Source organism: Clostridium thailandense (assembly GCF_019207025.1).
Classification (GTDB): Bacteria; Bacillota; Clostridia; order Clostridiales; family Clostridiaceae; genus Clostridium_AM; species Clostridium_AM thailandense.
Window position 1 is genome coordinate 25332 of record NZ_JAEEGC010000101.1, and the last position, 22893, is coordinate 48224.

The 22893-nt window shown below is 30.1% G+C and carries 21 protein-coding genes; 20 read left to right on the forward strand and 1 reads right to left on the reverse strand.

The annotated features are described in order from the left end of the window. The first annotated feature begins 6 nt into the window (after positions 1-6). The 19 genes from I6U48_RS18575 (at position 7) to I6U48_RS18665 (ending at position 20891) form a co-directional block, all read left to right on the forward strand. Complete coding sequence (locus I6U48_RS18575) at positions 7-945, forward strand: bifunctional riboflavin kinase/FAD synthetase (RefSeq protein ID WP_218321968.1); 939 nt, start codon at positions 7-9, stop codon at positions 943-945. 115 nt (positions 946-1060) lie between these two features. Continuing rightward, positions 1061-1324, forward strand: coding sequence for a 30S ribosomal protein S15 (gene rpsO, locus I6U48_RS18580; RefSeq protein WP_218321969.1), 264 nt, complete (start codon positions 1061-1063; stop codon positions 1322-1324). Positions 1325-1499: 175 nt separating this feature from the next. Beyond that, positions 1500-3638: a polyribonucleotide nucleotidyltransferase gene (locus tag I6U48_RS18585; RefSeq protein ID WP_218321970.1), complete on the forward strand. Its 2139-nt coding sequence runs from the start codon at positions 1500-1502 to the stop codon at positions 3636-3638. 222 nt (positions 3639-3860) lie between these two features. After that, complete coding sequence (locus I6U48_RS18590) at positions 3861-5159, forward strand: M16 family metallopeptidase (RefSeq protein WP_218321971.1); 1299 nt, start codon at positions 3861-3863, stop codon at positions 5157-5159. Positions 5160-5298: 139 nt separating this feature from the next. Then, positions 5299-5571, forward strand: coding sequence for a YlmC/YmxH family sporulation protein (locus tag I6U48_RS18595; protein WP_218321972.1), 273 nt, complete (start codon positions 5299-5301; stop codon positions 5569-5571). Positions 5572-5626: 55 nt separating this feature from the next. Then, a complete protein-coding gene (dapG, locus tag I6U48_RS18600) occupies positions 5627-6829 on the forward strand; it encodes an aspartate kinase (protein WP_218321973.1) in 1203 nt (400 codons plus the stop codon). 66 nt (positions 6830-6895) lie between these two features. Beyond that, complete coding sequence (locus I6U48_RS18605) at positions 6896-7621, forward strand: ClpP family protease (protein ID WP_218321974.1); 726 nt, start codon at positions 6896-6898, stop codon at positions 7619-7621. A 271-nt stretch (positions 7622-7892) separates the two neighbouring features. Next, positions 7893-10145 carry an FtsK/SpoIIIE family DNA translocase gene (locus I6U48_RS18610; RefSeq protein WP_218321975.1) on the forward strand — a complete coding sequence of 751 codons (2253 nt, stop codon included), beginning with the start codon at positions 7893-7895 and terminating at the stop codon, positions 10143-10145. Positions 10146-10247: 102 nt separating this feature from the next. Beyond that, positions 10248-11573 carry a 30S ribosomal protein S12 methylthiotransferase RimO gene (rimO, locus tag I6U48_RS18615; protein WP_218321976.1) on the forward strand — a complete coding sequence of 442 codons (1326 nt, stop codon included), beginning with the start codon at positions 10248-10250 and terminating at the stop codon, positions 11571-11573. Next, a complete protein-coding gene (pgsA, locus tag I6U48_RS18620) occupies positions 11573-12160 on the forward strand; it encodes a CDP-diacylglycerol--glycerol-3-phosphate 3-phosphatidyltransferase (RefSeq protein ID WP_218321977.1) in 588 nt (195 codons plus the stop codon). Before rimO ends, pgsA begins: the two co-directional genes overlap by 1 nt. 209 nt (positions 12161-12369) lie before the next feature. Continuing rightward, the gene (recA, locus tag I6U48_RS18625; protein WP_218321978.1) at positions 12370-13440 is read left to right on the forward strand and encodes a recombinase RecA; all 1071 of its coding nucleotides are present in this window, start codon (positions 12370-12372) and stop codon (positions 13438-13440) included. A 260-nt stretch (positions 13441-13700) separates the two neighbouring features. Next, complete coding sequence (gene rny, locus I6U48_RS18630; protein ID WP_218321979.1) at positions 13701-15242, forward strand: ribonuclease Y; 1542 nt, start codon at positions 13701-13703, stop codon at positions 15240-15242. A 145-nt stretch (positions 15243-15387) separates the two neighbouring features. Continuing rightward, on the forward strand, positions 15388-15648 hold the full coding sequence (locus I6U48_RS18635) for a stage V sporulation protein S (protein ID WP_218321980.1): 261 nt from the start codon (positions 15388-15390) through the stop codon (positions 15646-15648). Positions 15649-15833: 185 nt separating this feature from the next. Then, positions 15834-16700 carry a decaprenyl-phosphate phosphoribosyltransferase gene (locus I6U48_RS18640; protein WP_218321981.1) on the forward strand — a complete coding sequence of 289 codons (867 nt, stop codon included), beginning with the start codon at positions 15834-15836 and terminating at the stop codon, positions 16698-16700. Positions 16701-16717: 17 nt separating this feature from the next. Continuing rightward, positions 16718-17971: a glycosyltransferase family 39 protein gene (locus I6U48_RS18645; RefSeq protein WP_218321982.1), complete on the forward strand. Its 1254-nt coding sequence runs from the start codon at positions 16718-16720 to the stop codon at positions 17969-17971. Next, a complete protein-coding gene (locus I6U48_RS18650) occupies positions 17968-18324 on the forward strand; it encodes an SMR family transporter (RefSeq protein WP_218321983.1) in 357 nt (118 codons plus the stop codon). The genes I6U48_RS18645 and I6U48_RS18650 overlap by 4 nt, the downstream gene beginning before the upstream one ends. An 88-nt stretch (positions 18325-18412) precedes the next feature. Next, a complete protein-coding gene (locus I6U48_RS18655; protein ID WP_218321984.1) occupies positions 18413-19270 on the forward strand; it encodes a PHP domain-containing protein in 858 nt (285 codons plus the stop codon). Next, positions 19267-20460, forward strand: a complete 1194-nt coding sequence (locus I6U48_RS18660; protein ID WP_218321985.1) for a pyridoxal phosphate-dependent aminotransferase — start codon at positions 19267-19269, stop codon at positions 20458-20460. The genes I6U48_RS18655 and I6U48_RS18660 overlap by 4 nt, the downstream gene beginning before the upstream one ends. A gap of 170 nt (positions 20461-20630) precedes the next feature. Next, positions 20631-20891, forward strand: coding sequence for an HPr family phosphocarrier protein (locus I6U48_RS18665; protein WP_218321986.1), 261 nt, complete (start codon positions 20631-20633; stop codon positions 20889-20891). 45 nt (positions 20892-20936) lie between these two features. Here I6U48_RS18665 and I6U48_RS18670 read toward each other — a convergent pair whose 3' ends face one another. Beyond that, positions 20937-21155: a DUF378 domain-containing protein gene (locus tag I6U48_RS18670; RefSeq protein ID WP_218321987.1), complete on the reverse strand. Its 219-nt coding sequence runs from the start codon at positions 21153-21155 to the stop codon at positions 20937-20939. Between the two features lie 235 nt (positions 21156-21390). Here I6U48_RS18670 and purB point away from each other — a divergent pair, with 235 nt between their 5' ends. Then, on the forward strand, positions 21391-22821 hold the full coding sequence (gene purB / locus I6U48_RS18675) for an adenylosuccinate lyase (RefSeq protein WP_218321988.1): 1431 nt from the start codon (positions 21391-21393) through the stop codon (positions 22819-22821). Positions 22822-22893: the final 72 nt, after the last annotated feature.

Here is a 22893-nt window from a genome sequence, read left to right on the forward strand (position 1 = left end):
TTAAATATGATTGTAATGGAAGATAGTTTTAAAAAAATTCTAAAACAAGACACATATATTGCTCTAGGGAGTTTTGATGGACTTCATATAGGGCATATGAGTTTAATTGATAAAACTATAAAATTAGCAAAGAAAAATAATGCTAAAAGTATGGTTTTCACTTTTAAAAATCATCCATTAGCTACTATTAATTCGGATTTAGCTCCAAAACTTATTATGGAAAATGATACCAAGCTTGAGGTTTTAGAAAACTCAGGATTGGATATAATAAACATGGTAGGGTTTAATGAAGAATTTATGAAATTAGGACCGGAAGATTTTGTAATAAATTTAGTAGAGCATTATAGGCCTAAGGGACTAATAGTTGGATTTAATTATAGATTTGGATATAAAAATCTTGGTGATGTAGAATTATTAAAGAAAATGGGAAAGAATTTAGGATTTTCTTTATATGTAATTGATCCTATAAAATTTAAGGGACATATAGTTAGTAGTTCACTTATAAGGAATATTATATGCGATGAAGGAGATATGAAGAAAGTTAATAAGCTTCTCACAAGACCTTTTATGATGCAAGGAAATGTTGTAAAAGGAAAGCAGTTAGGGAGAAAGCTAGGATTTCCAACTGCTAATCTAGATTATGATAAGAGACTTGTAATTCCTCGGGGTGGTGTATACTACACTATAGTTGAATATGATAAGAATATATTTAGAGGAATTACAAATGTAGGATATAATCCAACGGTACATGATAATAAACTTAGCATTGAAACATATATTTTAGATTTAAATGAAGATCTTTATAATAAAAATATAAAGATATACTATATTGATAGAATAAGAGATGAAAAGAAGTTTGATTCGCTGCAAGAATTGATGGATGAATTAAAGAGGAATAAAGCTTTTGCCAAAAAGCAAAAATTAGAACTTAATTTAAAAAATTAATTTACAACATTATTTTTATTTGTTATAATAACATTCGTGAACCTTATTCTAAGAAATTCGACTTGCCGACGGCTTTCTTGGAATAGAGGGGATTAATTTTTGGAGGTGCATATACATGGATAAGGCAATTAAAGATGAAATAATGAAAAAACATGCAAGACATGAAGGAGATACTGGTTCTCCAGAAGTGCAAATAGCACTACTTACTGAGAGAATAAATCACCTAAATGCTCATTTAAAAATCCACAAGAAAGACCACCACTCAAGAAGAGGTCTTTTAATGATGGTTGGTAAAAGAAGAGGTCTTCTTAATTATTTAATAAAGCAAGATATCGAAAGATACCGTGCTATTATAGCAGAATTAAAGTTAAGAAAATAATTTTAGAGCGGCTAATAACCGCTCTATTATTTTAAAAATTTTACATGGAATTAAAATGTAAAATTGGTTCATAATAATAATATTTATAATATACAAATTAATAATTAAAGTTGTATAATAATGTTGATAAATAATGATAATAATAATATTGAAACCTTTGAAGGGAGGTTAATTTATGAGTCAAGTAATGGAAACTACTATTGCTGGAAGAACATTAAAAGTTGAATATGGTAAAGTAGGAATGCTTTCAAATGCTGCTGTACTTGTAAGCTATGGTGATACAGTAATTCTTATAAATGCAAATGCTTCAGATAAACCAAGGGAAGGAATAGATTTTTTTCCTTTAAGTATAGAATACGAAGAGAGATTATATGCGGTGGGTAAAATTCCAGGAGGTTTTATAAAAAGAGAAGGTAGACCTTCTGAAAAAGCAATATTACATGCTAGAGCTATAGATAGACCTATAAGGCCATTATTTCCTAAAGGATACAGAAATGATGTTCAGGTAGTATGTACGGTGCTTTCAGTTGAACAAGATAATTTACCAGATATATTAGCTATGAACGGTGCGTCAATAGCATTAAGTATTTCAAGTATTCCTTTCTCTACCCCAGTGGGAACTGTGTCTGTAGGTCAAATAGATGGCGAATTTATAATAAACCCAACTTTAGTGCAGAGAGAGAAAAGCGTTTTAAATTTAACTGTATGTGCTACTAAAGAAAGAATAATGATGGTTGAAGCTGGAGGACAGGAGATACCAGAAGATGAGATGTACAATGCTATTATTTTTGGATTTGAAGAGTGTAAAAAAATAGTTGCATTCCAAGAAGAAGTAATGGCTAAAATGGGAAAAACAAAAGTTGTTCCAAAGTTATATAAAGTTGATGAAGCAATAGAACAAGAAGTTAGAGATTTCGCATTCAACATGATAAAAGAAGCTATGTACATAACAGATAAAGATACAAGAAATGCAGCAATAGATTCTGCTAAGGAAAAAATTGATGAGCAGTTTGGTGAAAAATATCCAGAGAATGGTTCAGACATAGCTGATATAGTATATGGTGTTCAAAAAGAAATAGTAAGAAATATGATGTTGAATGAAAATAGAAGACCAGATGGAAGAAATTTTGATCAAATAAGAGAAATTAAATGTGATGTATCATTACTCCCAAGAACACATGGTACGGGATTATTCACAAGAGGATTAACGCAAGTAATGACTGTAGCAACACTGGGTGCATTAGGAGATGTTCAAATTATTGATGGACTTGGGTCAGAAGAATCTAAGAGATATATGCATCACTATAACTTCCCATCATATAGTGTTGGTGAAGTTAGACCTTTAAGAGGTCCAGGTAGAAGAGAAATAGGTCATGGTGCATTAGCTGAGAAGGCTCTAGAACCGCTTATTCCAAATGAAGATGAATTTCCGTATACAATTAGACTTGTATCAGAAGTGTTAAGTTCAAATGGATCAACTTCTCAAGCGAGCGTTTGTGGAAGTACCCTTGCATTGCTTGATGCTGGTGTTCCAATAAAGAGACCAGCTGCAGGAATAGCAATGGGACTTATAACTAGCGAAGATTTATCTAAAGAAAAAGTTATAACTGATATACAAGGTATAGAAGATTTCTTTGGTGATATGGACTTTAAGGTTGCAGGAACAGAAGTTGGAATTACTGCAATTCAATTTGACACAAAAATTCATGGATTATCAAATAAATGTATAAGAGAAACTCTAGATAAAGCTAGAGAAGCTAGAATATTTATATTGGGAAAAATGAATGAGTGTATCTCAGCACCAAGAGAAGAAATATCAAAATATGCTCCAAAAACTTATACAATGAATATTGATCCAGATAAAATCAGAGATGTAATAGGACCAGGTGGAAAAGTTATAAATAAGATAATTGCTGAAACTGGTGTTAAGATAGATATAAAAGAAGATGGAAAGATATTTGTAATGTGCGATGATAGTGTATGTGCTAAGAGAGCTCTTAAGATAATAGATGATCTAACTAGAGAGGTTAAAGTTGGAGAGATATATCTTGGAAAAGTAACTAAGATAGCTACTTTTGGAGCATTTGTTGAAATACTTCCTGGTAAAGAAGGATTAGTTCATATATCAAAACTTGACTTTACAAGGGTGAATAAAGTTGAAGATATAGTTTCTGTAGGCGATGAAATATTAGTCAAAGTAACAGAGATTGACAATCAAGGTAGAGTTAATCTTTCAAGAAAAGACGCTATAAAAGATTCTGAGGATAAAGAAGTGAATAATAAAGAATCAGATAATAAAGAATCAGAAGAATAGAAATAGAAGGGCATTGATGTGCCTTTTTATTTTTATATGTATGGATGAAAATTATTAAGTTTTATTAAAATATTAGATATGATCTTTAATGTGTTACTAAGGCCAGGACCTCTGTTTTATATTATTATAAATCAGTTTGCATTTTAATGTAAATGTTATGGTATAATGTTGGTGTATTTACTTTTAATTCCAAAAATAAATATTAATTTTGAGGTGGCGCTAATGTATAATTTATTTAAGTTAAACAATGGGCTAAGAGTAGTTTTAGAGAATATAGACTATGTTAACTCAGTAAGTGTAGGTTTATGGGTAGAAAACGGATCGAGAAATGAAGACAGCATTAATAATGGTATATCTCATTTTATCGAACATATGTTTTTTAAAGGGACGGAAAATAGAACGGCACTTCAAATAGCAGAATGTATAGAGGATGTAGGCGGTCAAATTAATGCTTTTACAGGAAAGGAAGCTACATGTTTTTATATTAAAGCTTTAGATTCTCATTTAGAGCTTGCATTGGATGTAATAGCAGATATGTTATTTAATAGTAAATTTTTAGCTGAAGATATTGAAAGAGAAAAAGGGGTAATTATTGAAGAAATAAAAATGAGTGAAGATTCTCCCGAGGATGTACTTGCAGATCTTCATAGTTCAGCTATTTGGGGAGAGGATTCTTTGTCGCTTCCAATATTGGGAACCGTAGAAACAATAAAATCCTTTAACAGAGAGCAGATAGTTGAATATATATCTTCTCACTATATACCTGAGAATTCTGTTATATCAATTTCTGGAAATTTTGACTGTGCAATTGTAGAAAAGCTTGTAGAAAAGTATTTCGGAAACTGGAATAGTAAAAACAAAAAAGTAACTAATTATTCGAATCCTAGTATTCTTACTAATCATTTATATAAGAAAAAAAGCATAGAACAGCTTCATTTAAGCTTAGGAATACCAGGTATTGAGTCAGGAAAGGACAATTTATATGCATTACTTCTTTTAAGTAATGTACTAGGAGGAGGAGCTTCGTCTATATTGTTTCAAAAAATAAGGGAAGAAAAAGGATTATGTTATTCTGTTTATTCATATATATCATCCTTTAGAAATACGGGCATTGTAAGTATATATACAAGTTTAAATCCCCAATATGCAGCAGATGCATTGAGTATGATAAAAGATGAATTAGACAAGTTTATTAAAACTAGTATAAGTGACGAAAAAATTCATAAAGCAAAGGAACAACTCAAGGGAAGTTATATACTAGGACTTGAAAGCACTAGTAGTAGAATGTTTAACAATGGAAAATCAGTATTGTTCTTGAATAGAATTAATAATCCTAAAGATATAATAGAAAAGATAAACAACATAGATAAGTATAAGCTAAATGAAGTTATGAAAAATACTTTTGAAAAAGGTATTTTAAATGCAGCTTTTGTAGGTGAAGAAGTGAATTTAGAGCTTCTAAGTAACATTATTAATAAAGATTTTGTATCATTTAAAAATTCAAGATCAGAACTAATATAACTGTAATAACTTCCTAATGTAATTCATAATATTTAAAATAAGTAGTAAATATGAAGTGAAATTTAAGCAAATTTAGTTTTCTTATTTAAATTTAAAAAATTAAATTTGCACTTTAAATATATTAGGGAGGGATTCTTAAATGGATGATAATGTTAAGCTATATAGTGAGATGGAAAAGTATGAAATAATAAATGTAAACGATGGAGATAGATTTAATTGTTTAGGAAATAATGATATAGTAATTGATGAAGAAGGTAATTTGAAACTGTTAGTTCTAAATGATAATAAATCTAAGTTTGGATTATTTTCTAAAAGTGAATTTATAGAAGTGCCTTGGGAATATGTAAAAAAGATAGGATCGAAAACAATAATAATTGATGCAGAAGAAAAAACGTTAAAGAGGTCTCGTTAACACATTAGAGATCTCTCTAATATACTGTTATTAGAAAAAGTGATGGAGGGTAAAAATGAAAATATTAGTACAAAAGTTTGGAGGAACCTCTGTATCTACTGCTGATAGAAGAGAAATGGTAGTTCAAAAAATATTAAAGGCAAAAGGAGAAGGTTTTTCAACTATAGTAGTAGTATCTGCCATGGGGAGAAAAGGTCAACCTTATGCAACAGATACCCTTCTTTCTTTGATAAGTGATGAATATAAGAGAGAGAATACTCTAGGTGTAGATTTACTTATGAGTTGTGGTGAAATTATTAGTACTGTAGTGATGAGTGAAGAGTTGTGTAAAAATGGTTTGAAGGCAGTCCCTTTGACAGGAGGACAAGCGGGTATTATAACAGATGACAATTATAATAATGCCTCTGTTTTAAGGGTAGATTCAGAAAAATTATTAAATATAGTAAAGCAAGGGAAAATACCTGTCGTAGCAGGATTTCAGGGTATAAGTGAAAATGGATTTATAACTACACTTGGTAGAGGAGGTAGTGATGTCACTGCATCCTTACTTGGTGCTGCTTTAAAATCAGAAGAAATTCATATTTATACTGATGTTGATGGAATAATGACTGCAGATCCTAGAATAGTTTCAGATGCGTCATTAATTAAAAAGATAAGCTATAATGAAGTATTTCAATTTGCAGATCAGGGTGCAAAAGTAATTCATCCTAGAGCCGTTGAAATAGCAATGAAATCAAATGTAAAGCTTGTTATAAAAAATACTCTTAATGATTGTGAAGGAACTATAATTACTAGTGGTGCAATTAGAAACACTGAAAATATAATAACTGGAATAACTTCAATGGATAAGAGAGTGCAAGTAACAGTAGAACTTGATAAAAATAAATGCAATGAAAATTATAATACAATTTTAGATGAATTAGCTAAAAATCTAATAAGCATAGATTTAATAAACGTATTTCCTAAGCAAAAAATATTTACCATAGATGGAAAAGACATAAATATATTTAAAGATATAATGGATAAACTTGAACTAAATTACTACTGTGTAGAAGAATGCAGTAAAATTGCAGTAATAGGGAGTAGAATGAGAGGACTTCCAGGTGTTATGGCAAAAATATTAAGAACCTTAACAAAGGCTAATGTGGAAGTTCTTCAAACTGCAGATTCCCATACTACTATTTGGTGTCTTGTAGAAAGTAAAAATTCAGAAAAAGCTATAAATGCTTTGCACAATGAATTTAAATTAGGCTGTTAATAAAACTAAAATGAATATCAGTCCCTTATAATGTACAAAATATGTTTATGCAAGGAGGGAATTGGTATGGAAGAAGAAAAAGAACGAAAAGATATTACAGAAAATAAAGACCTGCAGAATATAAAAGAGTTAGGTACACAAAGTATTCCTAAATCAAAGGATAGAATTCAAATATTACCTATAATAGGACAGATAGAAGGGCATGTGGTACTGCCACCACAAACTAAAAGTACTAGGTATGAGCATGTTATACCTTTATTAGTTGCAATAGAAAATGATCCTAATGTTGAAGGAGTACTTGTAATATTAAATACTGTAGGAGGAGACGTAGAAGCTGGACTCGCGATATCTGAAATGATACGAAGCTTAAGTAAACCTACAGTATCTTTAGTGATTGGTGGTGGGCATTCTATTGGAGTACCGCTTGCTACTTCGGCAGATTATTCCTTTATTTCACCATCAGCTACTATGATTGTTCATCCTATAAGAATGAATGGTCTTGTTATAGGTGCACCTCAAACCTTTGAATACTTCAATAAGATGCAGGAAAGAATTATTGAATTTGTAGTTAGAACTTCACAAATAAGTAGAGACAGAATTCGTAAACTTATGGCACAAACTGATGAGTTACTAAATGATATGGGAACTATATTGATTGGTAAGCAAGCAGTAGATGAAGGATTAATTGATGAAGTTGGTGGAATAAGTGATGCAATTAAAAAGTTAGAAGAGCTTTTGGAGGAAAGAAAAGCAGATAAGACAAAAACAGAAAATAAAGAAAATCAACCATAGGATATTTTCCTATGGTGATTTATATTTATAAGTGGTAAGGCATCTTCAACAAAATAACTAGTCAATCTACTACTAATTTTGTGATATACTGCGTCGACAGAAGCCTTAGATAGGATGAACTATCTGCGAAATCTGACTCTTTGTTTGACGTAAACTATTGGTCACATCTTTGACTTGTTATTTTCTTTTAGATGCCTAAAAGGAAATATATAATTTATGTAGAATACCTACATAGTACATGTTATTATGACTATCTTGAGGTGATTATGATATGGCTAGAAAAACAGAAAAATATGAGTTGAATAGAGATATAAAAGGAATTATTTTGGTTACTTTAGGAATATTAATGATAATTAGTGTTTTTTCATATTCATCTTCCGGTATTATTGGAAGATTTACTAAAAAAATATTAATAGCTGTAATGGGATTGGGAGCCTTTATATTTCCAATATTAATAATGTTTGTAGGATGTTGTTGTATAGCTAAAAAGAATAGAATAAGTTTTAATAAAAAATTTTATGGAATTTTATTATTTATAGTAAACACACTTTTATTCATACAAATGATAGTAATGTCAGATTATTATATAAATGAAGATGTAATTAAAGGTATAAGAAATTTGTATGAAGCTGATAATGTAGTGCATGGAGGAATAATAAGTTTTTTAATAGATGTCCCTCTCTTTAAGTTGTTTGGAAACGTTGGATGTTATGTGATTTTTGCTTCATTATATATAATATGTTTTATACTCATGAGCAAAGTAACCATCTATGACATATTACATAGATTAAAAAGTGTACTAAAAGAAGATGACTATGAACCAGATAGTATTATTGAAGAAAAAGTTAAAGAACCTGATAATGTTCACAATAATAGTGGCGAGAAAGATAGTTTTATAAAAAATATTAATAATAGAATAAAAATATTAGACTTTATGAAGTCTGCAGATAAAAAAGAAGAGGAAAAGCCTGTTAAAAGTGAAATTAAAAATGCTAAGCATCCCATTGAAATTGAGTGTGCTTCAGAAAAATTAGTAGATGATTCGATAAACGAAGAACTAGATAAGCAGATGGTAAATAATAATGTTATTTACAGTCAGAAATATAACTTTCCATCTATAGAATTATTAAAAACAAATGGACAATCTAAATTGAATAAGGAAGATAAGAAGGAGTTAATAAATAATGCTAACAAATTAGAAGAAACATTAAATAGCTTTGGAGTTGAAGCTAAAGTTATTCAAGTTAGTAAAGGACCTTCTGTTACAAGATTTGAACTTCAGCCTAGTCCAGGTGTTAAGGTAAGTAAAATTGTTAATTTGTCTGATGATATAGCATTAGGATTAGCAGCGTCAGGCGTTAGAATTGAGGCCCCTATACCTGGAAAATCTGCTATAGGTATAGAGGTACCAAATAGAGAACTGACGGCTGTATATTTAAGAGAAGTTATAGAATCGCCGGAATTTATTAATTCAAGTAAAAATTTAGCTTGTTCTTTAGGTAAGGATATAGGAGGAAACTGTGTTGTTTGTGATCTTAGTAAAATGCCGCATATGCTTATAGCAGGAGCTACTGGTTCTGGAAAAAGTGTGTGTATAAATACGTTAATTGTAAGTTTACTCTATAAGTATTCTCCAGATAATGTTAAATTATTAATGATAGACCCAAAAGTAGTTGAGCTTAGCGTCTACAACGGAATACCTCATTTATTGATACCAGTTGTTACAGACCCAAAGAAAGCAGCAGGGGCATTAAATTGGGCTGTTCAGGAAATGACAAGAAGATATAGGCTTTTTGCTGACAATAGTGTAAGGAATATTGAAAGTTATAATGAATTATGCGAGAAAGGCATAGTAGAAAATAAGCTTCCTTTTGTAGTTATAATTATCGATGAGTTAGCAGATTTAATGATGGTGTGTCCTAATGATATTGAAGACTATATAGGACGTTTAGCTCAGATGGCAAGAGCTGCAGGTATGCATCTAGTTATCGCTACGCAAAGACCTTCTGTAGATGTCATAACAGGTGTAATTAAGGCTAATATACCTTCACGAATATCCTTTGCAGTATCTTCTCAAATTGATTCAAGAACTATATTGGATACAGCTGGTGCCGAAAAGCTATTGGGGAAAGGAGACATGCTTTTTTATCCTGTTGGTGAAGGAAAACCTATAAGAATTCAAGGTGCATTTATTTCTGAAAGTGAAGTTGAGAATGTGGTAAGCTTTATAAAAGATAATCAAGGGGAACCACAATATGAAGATGATATAATAGACCATATTGATACAAGTTCTAATTCAGAAAGTTTGGAAGCAGATGAATTATTAGATGAAGCTATTAGAATAGTAGTAGAGATTGGACAGGCATCCACATCACTTCTGCAAAGGAGACTTAGAATTGGCTATAATAGGGCAGCTAGAATAATTGATCAAATGGAAGAAAGGGGCATAATATCAAGTAAAGATGGAAGTAAGCCTAGGCAAGTTCTTGTAAATAGAGAAAGCTATGACGGAAAAAATAATTAAATCCTTTGGTTTTAGAATTTTTTCTTGTAAAATGTAAAAAGTAGATTTAAAATAAAGTATGAGTTTTGGATTTAATTACTTATCTAATTAGGAGGAAAAATAGTGAATAAATTGAAAGTTGGGCTTATAAGTTTAGGCTGTGATAAAAATAGGATTGATTCTGAAATTATCCTAAGTCATATAAATATGGATAATATTATAGTTAATAATCCTAAGGAAGCAGATATTATAATTGTAAATACTTGTGGATTTATTGAATCTGCAAAGCAGGAATCTATAGATACTATACTTGAGATGTCAAAGTATAAGGAAAGATATAATTGTAAGCTGATTGTGGTTACAGGATGTTTAACTCAAAGGTATGGCAAAGAACTTATGGAACTTTTGCCTGAAATAGATATAATGCTAGGAGTAAATGATTATGCCAAGCTAAATGAAAGTATAAAGAACTGTATGGAAAACAAAAACTCTAAATTTTATAGTTGCAACTATAGTGATTCGAGTATAAATGAAGGAAAAAGGATTCTTACTACAGCCCCACATACTGCATATTTGAGGATTTCTGAGGGCTGTGATAACTTTTGCACTTACTGCATAATTCCCAAAATTAGGGGTAAATATAGAAGTAGAAACATAGAAAGTATATTAGAAGAGGCTAAGAGTTTAGCAAGTCAGGGAGTAAAAGAAATCATAGTTGTTGCACAGGATACTACTAGGTATGGCATCGATATATATGGTGAGAGAATGCTTTCAAAGCTTATAAGAGAAATATCTAATATTGAAGAAATACAATGGATAAGAATATTATATTGTTACCCGGAAGAAATTACAGATGAATTAATAAATGAAATAGCGAATAATAATAAAGTATGTAATTACTTAGATATTCCTATACAACACATAAGTGATGATGTATTAAAACTTATGGGCAGAAGAGGAAGAAAAAGAGAAATAATAAACAATTTAAATAAGCTAAGAGATAAAATACATGATATAGCAATAAGAACATCTATAATTGTAGGTTTTCCTGGGGAAAGTGAAGAAAATTTTGATGAATTAAAACATTTTATAAAAGAGATAAGATTTGATAAGCTAGGTGTATTCAAATATTCTCAAGAAGAAGGTACACCAGCAGCGGAAATGGAAAATCAAATAGATGAGGATACAAAGAAAAAGCGTGAAGAGGAGCTAATGCTTATTCAACAAGATATATCAAAAGAAATTAATACTAGTAAAATAAATAGAATTTATGAAGTTCTTATTGAAGGAAAAGAAAAAGAATTATGGTATGGTAGAAGTTATGAGATGGCTCCAGAAATAGATGGATTAATTTATTGTGAAAGTGATAAAAATTTAGCAATAGGAGATATAGTGAAAATTAAGATCACTAATAGCTCTGAATATGATTTAATGGGAGTTGTTATGTAATGAATCTTGCAAATAAACTTACATTACTTAGAATACTTTTAGTTCCGTTTTTTTTAATATTTATTACTATTAAAGATATTCCTTATGGTAAGCCAATTGCAATAGCTATTTTTGTAATTGCTTCTATTACAGACAAATTAGATGGATACATAGCAAGAAGTAGAAATCAAATAACTAGATTTGGTAAGTTTATGGATCCATTAGCTGATAAACTTTTAGTTACAGCTGCTCTAATTTCTCTTGTAGAGTTTCATATTATACCAGCTTGGGCAGCTATGATAATTGTAGCAAGGGAATTTGCAGTAACTGGTCTAAGATCAATTGCAGCAGCAGAAGGCATAGTTATTGCTGCAAGTAATTGGGGAAAAGCTAAAACTGTAACTCAAATAATTGCTATTATAATGGCATTAATAAACTTAAATTATAATCATATATCTCTTGGTATAATCAAAAAGTATATAACTTATCCTCATAGATTTCTAATTATAGCAACAGATGTTGCTATGGCAGTGGCAATAGCTATAACCATAATTTCAGGTGTGGATTATTTTGTTAAAAACAAAGATGTGGTGAGGACTGATAGATAAAAGATTTTGAACGGAATATAAAGTTATTGAAATTGATTGGTTAAATATCTTTAATTTGTCTATAATTAAAGATAGAAAGTTCCTGACTTTCAGGAACTTTTATTTTGCACAAAGATAACTATAAAATTAATTCATTTAGTTGACCGCAAATAGAATATGTTATATAATAATTAGAGAACAGGTGTTCGAATAGAAAGGAAGTGAATTCCATGGGGAATATTAATAGTGAGAAATTAAAAGCTTTAGAAGCAGCTATGGGTCAAATAGAGAAACAATTTGGAAAAGGTTCTATAATGAAACTAGGTGAGCATAGCATATTAAATGTTGATGCCGTATCAACAGGATGTCTTGATCTTGACATAGCGTTAGGTATCGGTGGGGTTCCTAGAGGAAGAGTTATAGAGATATTTGGACCTGAATCTTCAGGTAAAACTACTGTAGCTTTGCATATAGTTGCTGAAGCTCAAAAATCAGGTGGAACAGCAGCATTTATAGATGCAGAGCATGCACTTGACCCTGCATATGCGAAAAACTTAGGAGTAGATATAGAAAACTTAATAGTATCACAACCAGATACAGGAGAGCAGGCGCTAGAAATAGCTGAAGCATTAGTAAGATCAGGAGCAATAGATGTAATAGTTGTAGATTCAGTAGCAGCTTTAGTTCCTAAAGCAGAAATAGAAGGAGAAATGGGAGATTCACATGTTGGATTACAGGCTAGACTTATGTCTCAGGCCTTAAGAAAACTCACTGGATCTATAAATAAATCGAAATGTGTTACTATATTTATAAACCAATTAAGAGAAAAAGTTGGAATTATGTTTGGTAATCCTGAAACAACTCCAGGAGGAAGAGCGTTGAAATTCTATGCTTCAGTAAGAATGGATGTTAGAAGAATAGATTCAATAAAACAAGGTGATGATATCGTTGGTAATAGAACAAAGGTTAAAGTTACTAAAAACAAAGTTGCACCACCTTTTAAACAAGCTGAATTTGACATTATGTATAATCAGGGAATATCAAGGGAAGGTAATGTTCTTGATGTAGGAGTTAGAGAAGAATTAGTACAAAAAAGCGGTGCATGGTTCTCATATAAGGAAACTAGACTAGGACAAGGAAGAGAAAATGCAAAACAATTTTTAAGGGAAAATCCTGAGATTTTATATGAAATAGAAAATAAAATCAGAGAAAAATATGAATTGCCTTTAGCTTCAGTTAAACCTTCAGATAATAGTAAACCAGATAATAAAAAGCAGGAAACAGAAGTTAAAAGCGAATAATTATCTGCAAAATCGCAAGTATTTAAATACTTGCGATTTTATAGCATGAATGTAATTTCTGAATTTAAATATATATTAGTAGGCAAAATAATTAATAGAAAACTATAAACTTGACAATATGAGAAATATAATATAAAATTAAGACAAATTCTGGTTTGTCATTTGCTTAGTAGTTACCAGTTGAATAAATATGACACCTTTTCTATGCTTGCATATTTGACTAAATTATAGATACACAAATAAGCGAAGGAGGTGTTCATGTGAGTGGAATATATATTGAAATTATTTTTGGTATAGTAATAGCAATTGGTTTATTTATTGGATTTTATATAACTAAAAATAAAGCTGATGCTATAAAATCACAGGCTCTTGAAGAGTCTCATAGATTGAAAGAAGAAGCTGAAAGAAATGCTGAATCTAAAAAGAAAGAAGCCATTCTAGAAGCTAAAGAAGAAGTTCATAGATTGAGATCAGATTTTGAGAGGGAATCAAGAGATAGAAGAAACGAGGTACAAAGGCTTGAAAGAAGAATAATTCAGAGAGAAGAATTACTTGATAAAAAGAGTGATACGCTTGAGAAAAGAGAAGATAGCCTAAATAAAAAGCAACAAGAAATTAGTGAATTGCAAGCAAGTATAGAAGAATTGTATGAAAAACAAAGAGAAGAACTTCAAAGATTGTCAGGATTAACATCTGAAGAAGCTAAGGAACTTTTATTGGAAGAAATTAACAAGGAAATTAAACATGAAGCGGCAATAATGATTAAAGAAGTGGAAGCAAAGGCTAAAGAAGAAGCTGACAAAAAAGCACGAGAAATTATAACTTGTGCTATACAACGATGTGCAGCAGATCATGTAGCTGAGACTACAGTTCATGTTGTTGCTCTTCCTAATGATGAAATGAAAGGAAGAATAATTGGAAGAGAAGGTAGGAACATAAGGACATTGGAAACCTTAACAGGTGTGGATTTAATAATAGACGATACACCTGAGGCAGTAATTCTTTCAGGATTTGATCCAATAAGAAGAGAAGTGGCAAGAATAGCTTTAGAAAAGCTGATAATTGATGGAAGAATTCATCCGGCAAGAATTGAGGAAATGGTTGAGAAGGCTAAAAAAGAAGTTGAAAATGATATCAAAGAAGAAGGAGAACAAGCAACTTTTGAAACTGGAGTACATGGTCTTCATTCAGAATTAATAAAATTATTAGGAAGATTAAAATACAGAACCAGTTATGGGCAGAATGTTTTAAAGCATTCTATAGAAGTTTCATATCTAGCTGGTCTCATGGCTTCAGAACTTGGTATTGACCCTACTTTGGCTAAGAGGGCAGGATTACTTCATGACATTGGTAAATCAGTGGATCACGAGGTTGAAGGACCACATGCAATTATAGGAGCAGAAGTTGCAAAGAAATATCGTGAATCTTCAGTAATAGTTAATGCTATTGCTGCTCACCATGGTGATGTAGAGTTTCAATCTTTAGAAGCTGTGCTTGTTCAGGCTGCAGATGCAATATCAGCTGCTAGACCAGGAGCAAGAAGAGAAACATTAGAAGCTTATATTAAGCGTCTAGAGAAATTAGAAGAGATAGCAAATACATGTGAAGGCGTAGAGAAGTCATATGCCATTCAAGCAGGTAGAGAGCTTAGGATTATGATAAAACCAGAAGATGTTGACGATGCAGGGGCTGTTGAAATGGCGAGGAACATAGCTAAGAGAATTGAAAGCGAGCTAGAATATCCAGGCCAGATAAAGGTAAATGTTATAAGAGAAACCCGTGCAATCGAATACGCAAAGTAATTAAACAAGATAGCAATATTCCTTTTAAGTTTTGTAAAATGTGAAACCTTTACAAATTTTAAAAGGAATTTTTAATTTTTTGTAGAATATTATACAGTAAAAATAATAACAAATAGAGTTAATTATAGTATATAGGAGGTTCAGTATGGAAGTATTAAAAGTTTCAGCAAAGTCAAACCCAAATTCGGTGGCAGGAGCTCTAGCAGGAGTATTAAGAGAAAGGGGAGCAGCAGAGATTCAGGCTATAGGTGCAGGTGCTTTAAATCAAGCAATTAAAGCAGTTGCTATTGCGAGAGGATTTGTTGCGCCAAGTGGAATAGATTTAATTTGTATACCAGCATTTACTGACATTGAAATAGATGGTGAGGAAAGAACTGCAATTAAGTTAATAGTGCAGCCAAGATAAACAAATAGAAAAAATAAATATAATTTGTTAAAGGGGACTTGAATTTAGATCGGGTCCTTTTATTTATTATTAAAATATGTTAAATTAAAGGATGTTGACTATATCATAAGCTATGATAAAATGTAAAAGGTATGGATTAAAACAAATTAATATATAAGTTTTAGTTAAACTATAAGGAGGAAACCATGGACGTAAAAGCATTATTACAGTTGATGAGGCCTAAGCAGTGGATTAAGAATTTTTTTGTATTTGCAGCAATAACTTTTTCAGGAAATTTTTTTAATACAAAGATACTATACTTAAATATCGTAACGTTTATTTTATTTTGTTTAACAGCATCTTCTATTTATATATTGAATGATATTGTAGACATTGAAAAAGATAGGTGCCATCCTGACAAGAAAAAAAGGCCACTCCCTAGCGGAAGAGTTTCTTTAAAGGCGGCTATAATATTGGACATACTAATTGTTTTTTGTGTGTCATATTTCTCCTACACAATGTTAAATATAAAAATATTAAGTATATTATTTATCTATTTATTTATTAATGTACTTTATTCTTTCAAATTAAAAAATATAGTTATAATAGATGTAATGATAATAACTTTTGGATTTGTCTTAAGAGTTGAGAGTGGAAGTTTAGCTACAGGAGTTCAAGTTTCTCCATGGTTATTTTTATGTACTATATTATTAGCATTATTTTTAGCACTTAATAAAAGAAAAAGTGAAATAATTACCTTAAAGGATAAAAGTGGATCTCACAGAAAGATATTAGAAGAATACTCTATTGAAATGTTAGATAAAATGCTTATTATAGTAACACCATCTATACTAATGGCATACTGTCTATATACGTTTAGTTCTGTTCAAAGTAAGACTATGATATTTACAATACCTTTTGTATTATACGGAATTTTTAGATATGAGTATCTTGTGGATAAAAAGAACGTTGGTGGAAAGCCAGAAGATGTATTTGGAAAGGATATACCGTTTTTAGTGAATATGGTATTGTGGATAACTGCTATTTTAACCATTATATACTTAAAGTTATAGAAAGGATATTAAATTATATGGAGAATAAAAACGTAAGAATAGATACATATTATAAAATAATATTAATTATTAGTTTGTGCTTATCTATAATGTGGATATTGCTAATAAGAACGAAACCATTTTCAGACTTTGAATACTATTATAATTTAGCAATTGACATAGCTAATGGCATGCCCTGGGGTGATACGTATACATCTGTTGGGTATCCCATAGTTCTTGGTGGGATTTTTAAAATATTTGGTTCAAGTTTAATTTCGGCTCAGATATTTAATTTAATTCTTGCATTTATATCCGATTTTTCTCTTTTGATGATACTCAAAAAATTGGACATAAGTGAAATGCAAAAAAGAGTTATATTTACTATATTTGCATTTATGCCCAATAATATTGTATATAATAGCATGATTGCTACTGAAGTATTATTTACCACAATAATTTTGCTTATAACAAATATTTTTTTAGGAAAAGGCAAATTTAAATACATATGGATAGGAATACTTACCGGACTTAATACGATGATAAAACCTTTTTTTATAGTGTTTTTCTTTGCAATATTTATCGTTGAGATATTAAAAGAAAGGAAACTAATAAAGCCTTTAAAGAATTCTTTTATAGTTTTAGTTATATGTTGTATAGTAATTTCACCATGGATTTATAGAAATACTAAGCTTATGGGGCAGTTTACATTTGTATCAAACAATGGGGGAATAGTTTTATATATTAACAACAATTCGCAAAATAATAAAGGCAGATGGATGGCTGCTAGTGATGTTGAAAATTCTATAGTAAAAAAACCAGAGTATGAAAAAGCAAACATGACCGAAAAAAATAAGATGCTTGGGACAGCTGCTAAAAAGTGGATCAGAAATCATCCAAAGGAATTTGTTGTTCTGGGATTTAAAAGACTTTATAATACATATCTTTGGGGTGATGATGTATTATACAGCACATATGGAAGCAATTTAAGTGAAAATGTTAAAGAAATAATTTTTACTGTATCCAATGATATTAGGAGTATATTATTTGTGCCTGCTATAATATATATATTAGTTTACAGCTTTCTAATTTTAAAAGCTATTATTTTTGGAGCAACCAACCAGTTAAATAGATTTACATTATATACTGTAATAGTATTTTTTATGTTTACTTCAGTATATTTTGTTACGGAAGGACAAGGTAGATATGCTTTCCCTGAAATATTTATAATGATATATTGTTTTTCTCAGTTTATTAAAACTTCAATCTTGAAAATAAAGGAGTTATTCTTATGATATGGCTAATTTTAACATCAGTTTTTTTAGGTGCCGTGGGACAAGTTTTGGTTAAGTATGGAGCAGTAAATCTTCAGTTGAATTTTGCTGCAAAATATATAATTCCAAGTATATTAGATATAATGAAGAATGTTCCTGTAATGCTTGGAATTATATCCTATGGCTTAAGTTTTTTGATTTGGATAAAAGTTTTAAGTAAAGTTGAGTTAAGTTATGCATATCCTATGGTTAGTATAGGATATATATTGATTATGTTTTTTTCCTATTTTATATTTAAAGAAAACATTTCATTTATGAGATTAATAGGAGTAATTTTTATTATAATAGGAGTTATATTAGTTGCAAAAAGTTAAAAATATATTATATAATTGATAATTAAGTGAAATGGTGATATATTGTAGTAAATAGATTTTGTTATATTTTGAGAAAATGGGTGATATAATGCTATATGCAGATTTACACATTCACTCTAACTATTCTGATGGTAAATTTTCACCAGAAAAAATAGTTGACCTATCAAAAAGAAAAAATATAAAATATATTTCTATAACAGATCATGATACAATTGATTCTCAATATATAGTTAATGATACAAGCATAAAAAATATAAATATAATTCCGGGTTTGGAGATAAGTTCTCAATACAAGGATTCAGAAATTCACATTTTAGCATATTTTATTGATTTAGAAAATAAAAATTTAAAAAATAGTCTAAATAATATTAAATACAGCAGGCAAGAACGAGTAAGACGGATAATAAGTAAGTTGAATGATTTGAATATAGATATAAATATTGAGGACATAGATAAAGAAGATTACAATAAATCTATAGGAAGACCTCATATTGCAAAAGTTCTTGTCGATAAAGGATTAGTAGGAAGTATTAAAGAAGCATTTCAAAAATATCTAATGAAAAACAGACCTGCATTCGTTGAAAGATGTAAGATAGATTATAAAGAAGCTTTAAAGCTTATATTAGATGCAAAAGGTGTACCAATATTGGCGCACCCAGGAGAAATATATAGAAATATAAATATAGAAAGTATAATAAAAGATTTAAAGATGTACGGTTTAAAAGGTATAGAAGTGTTTCATCCATCACATTCTCCCAAAACTATAAACAATTTTTATAATTTAGCTAAAAAGTATTCAATGGCAATTACTGGAGGGAGTGATTGTCATGGTAATAAAATGAATGGAGAATATATGTTAGGTACTATTGGTATAAATGAAACTTTAACTCATAAATTTTTAAAATCAAATTATAAGAACTTACGGGATATGGAGGAAGCAAAATGATATTATCAAAAAAAGCAAAGCAAATACAGCCATCTATTACTTTAGCAATAACAGCTAAAGCCAAAGCGATGAAAGCGGAAGGAATTGACGTTATAGGTTTTGGCGCAGGCGAACCAGATTTTAATACTCCGGAAAACATTCAAAATGCAGCAATTGATGCTATTAGAAAGGGTTATACCAAGTATACTCCAGCATCAGGTACTATAGAGCTCAAGAAAGCAATTGTAGATAAATTCAATAAGGATAATAATTTAAAGTATGAAACATCACAGATTATAGTATCTTCAGGTGCTAAACAGAGTTTAGCAAATACATTTTCAGCCACATTAAATCCAGGGGATGAGGTTATTGTTCCGATACCTTATTGGGTAAGCTATCCAGAGTTAATCAAATTAGCAGATGGTGTTCCAGTATTCGTTGAAACAAATGAAGAAAATAGCTTTAAGTACACTATAGAAGCTTTAAGAAATGCTATGACAGAAAAGACGAAAATGATATTACTAAATAGTCCAAACAATCCGACAGGTACTGTATATACTGAGGAAGAACTTAAGGCAATAGCAGAGCTTGCCAAAGAAAAAGATATATTAATTTTATCGGATGAAATTTATGAAAAATTAATATATGGAGATACTAAGCATATAAGTATTGCAAGTTTATCACAAGATGCTTACAATAGAACTATTGTTATCAATGGTGTTTCAAAGACATATTCTATGACTGGCTGGAGAATAGGATATGCGGCGGCTAGTGAAGAAATAGTTAAGTTAATGTCAAATATACAAAGTCATACAACTTCTAATCCTAATTCTATTGCTCAATATGCATCTGTAGCGGCTTTAGAGGGTGACGAGGAACAAATGAATAAGATGGTTACAGAGTTTAAACGTAGAAGAGAGTATATGGTTAACAAAATAAATTTGATAGATGGATTATCTTGCATGAATCCAGAAGGTGCATTTTATGTAATGATGAATATATCAAAGATTTTTGGGAAAAAATGTAATAAAAATGAAATCAAAGATTCAATAAGTTTTTCAGAGCAATTATTAGATAAAGAAAAGGTAGCTGTTATACCAGGGATAGGCTTTGGAGTGGATAACTACGTAAGATTGTCCTACGCTACTTCTATGGAGAATATTGAAAGAGGATTAGATAGGATAGAGAAGTTTGTAAAAGAATTAGAATAAAAAGTGTAATTTCAAAAGAAATTTTAATACGATAATATAAAGTTTAATAAAATTTATATTCATGAAATCTTTTACATGAAAAAATAACCATTGAAACCAGTCGGAAAAATGTTATAATAATAAGGAAAGTTTGTCATATATTATTATATTATAAAATTGAGGTGAATTTGATGGTATCTAAAGAAGTTACTGTAAAAAGTGCTACTGGTTTACATGCAAGACCAGCAACTTTATTAGTAAAAAAGGCTTCTTCTTTCAAATCAGATATAAGTATAGAATTTGATGGAAAGAAAGCTAATGTAAAAAGCTTAATAGGTGTGTTATCACTAGGTGTAACTAAAAATTCGACAGTAAAAGTTGTGGCATCAGGAGATGATGAAGCTTTAGCTGCTGAAGAAGTATCTAAGCTAATTGAATCATTAGAAGAATAAGAGAATTTCATATAAATAAAAGGCTCATAAATATGAGCCTTTTATTTATTGTTTAAATGGTTTCTTCATTTTAAATATAAGCATTAGCATGTCCACACTAGCTGCCCCAACAAGGATGTATATAATTCTTCCTAATAAGTTTACAGGTTCTCCGAGAAGAGTTCCTATCAAATTAAAATTTAATAATCCTATAAATCCCCAATTAAGTGACCCTATGATTACAAGAACTAAAGAAATTTTATCTAGTAGATTAAACTTATACATAAATACCTCCAAGACCCTATAGTTTTATTCTAATAAATTATATTACTTTAATTAAAAAATAGAACAGTTTGTAAACAATTCTATTAATAAAATTGTTTAGATTTAGAAAGACTTAAAATATATCAAAAAAGAAAAAATACGAACAAAACATATATGAAACAGATCTGATATATGTTATAATGTGAATGAAATTATTAAAAATAAAAAATATGTACGTGTGGAGGTTCTTTTAACTATGAGAGATATATACAATACGCCGTTGAATACAAGATATGCTTCAAAGGAAATGAGTTACTTATTTTCAGATGATATGAAATTTAAGACTTGGAGAAAGTTATGGGTTGCATTAGCAGAATGTGAAAAAGAATTAGGACTTAATATCACTGAAGAACAAATAAATGAATTAAAAAGTAATATAGATAACATAAATTATGAAATAGCTGAAAAAAGAGAAAAAGAAGTACGTCATGATGTTATGAGTCATGTTTATGCTTATGGAGTGCAGTGCCCAAGTGCGAAGGGAATAATACATTTAGGGGCAACTAGTTGCTATGTAGGAGACAACACAGATTTAATAATAATGAGAGAAGCTTTATTAATTGTAAAAAAGAAAGTATTAAATGTAATTAATTCTTTATCTAAGTTTGCAATTAAACATAAGGATGTACCTACATTAGGTTTTACTCATCTTCAGCCAGCACAGTTAACAACTGTAGGAAAGAGAGCAACGCTCTGGATTCAGGAACTTTTTTTAGATTTAGAAAATCTAGAGTTTATAATTGATCATATGAGATTTAGAGGGGTAAAAGGAACAACAGGTACTCAAGCTAGCTTTATGGAGTTATTTAATGGTGATGAAGAAAAAGTAAAAAAATTAGATAAAATGGTAACAGAGAAAATGGACTTTAAAGAAGAATTTATGGTAACAGGTCAGACTTATACAAGAAAGTTGGACTCTATTATACTTAATACATTAGCAGAAATTGCTCAAAGCGCTTATAAATTTAGTAATGACTTAAGAATACTTCAGAATATGAAGGAAATGGAAGAGCCTTTTGAAAAGAATCAAATTGGTTCATCAGCTATGGCTTACAAGAGAAATCCTATGAGATCTGAAAGAATTGGAGCGTTAGCAAGATATATAATTGTAAACTCATTAAATCCAGCAATAACTGCTTCTACACAGTGGTTTGAAAGAACACTAGATGACTCAGCTAATAAGAGAATTGCAGTTGCAGAAGCGTTTTTGGCACTAGATGGAGTGCTTAACTTATATATGAATGTATCAAGTAACATGGTAGTTTATCCAAAGGTTATAGCAGCACATGTAAAGAATGAATTACCTTTTATGGCTACTGAAAACATTATTATGGAAGCTGTTAAAAGAGGTGGAGATAGACAAGAACTTCATGAGAGAATAAGACAACATTCTATGGAAGCAGCTAAAATGGTTAAAATGGAAGGTAAAGAAAATGATTTAATTGAAAGAATTATAAAAGATGATTTCTTCAATATGACAGAAGAAGAGATAGTATCATTAATTGATTCTAAGAAATTTATAGGTAGAGCTCCAGGACAGGTAGAAGACTTTATAGATGAACAAATAAGACCTATACTTGAAGTAAATAGAGGATTACTTGGAGAAGAAGCAGAAATCAATGTATAAAATATATAGACACCCACGGCCGACATTTAACTTATACTCCGGGATATGTTTCTAAACTTCAGCACTATAAAA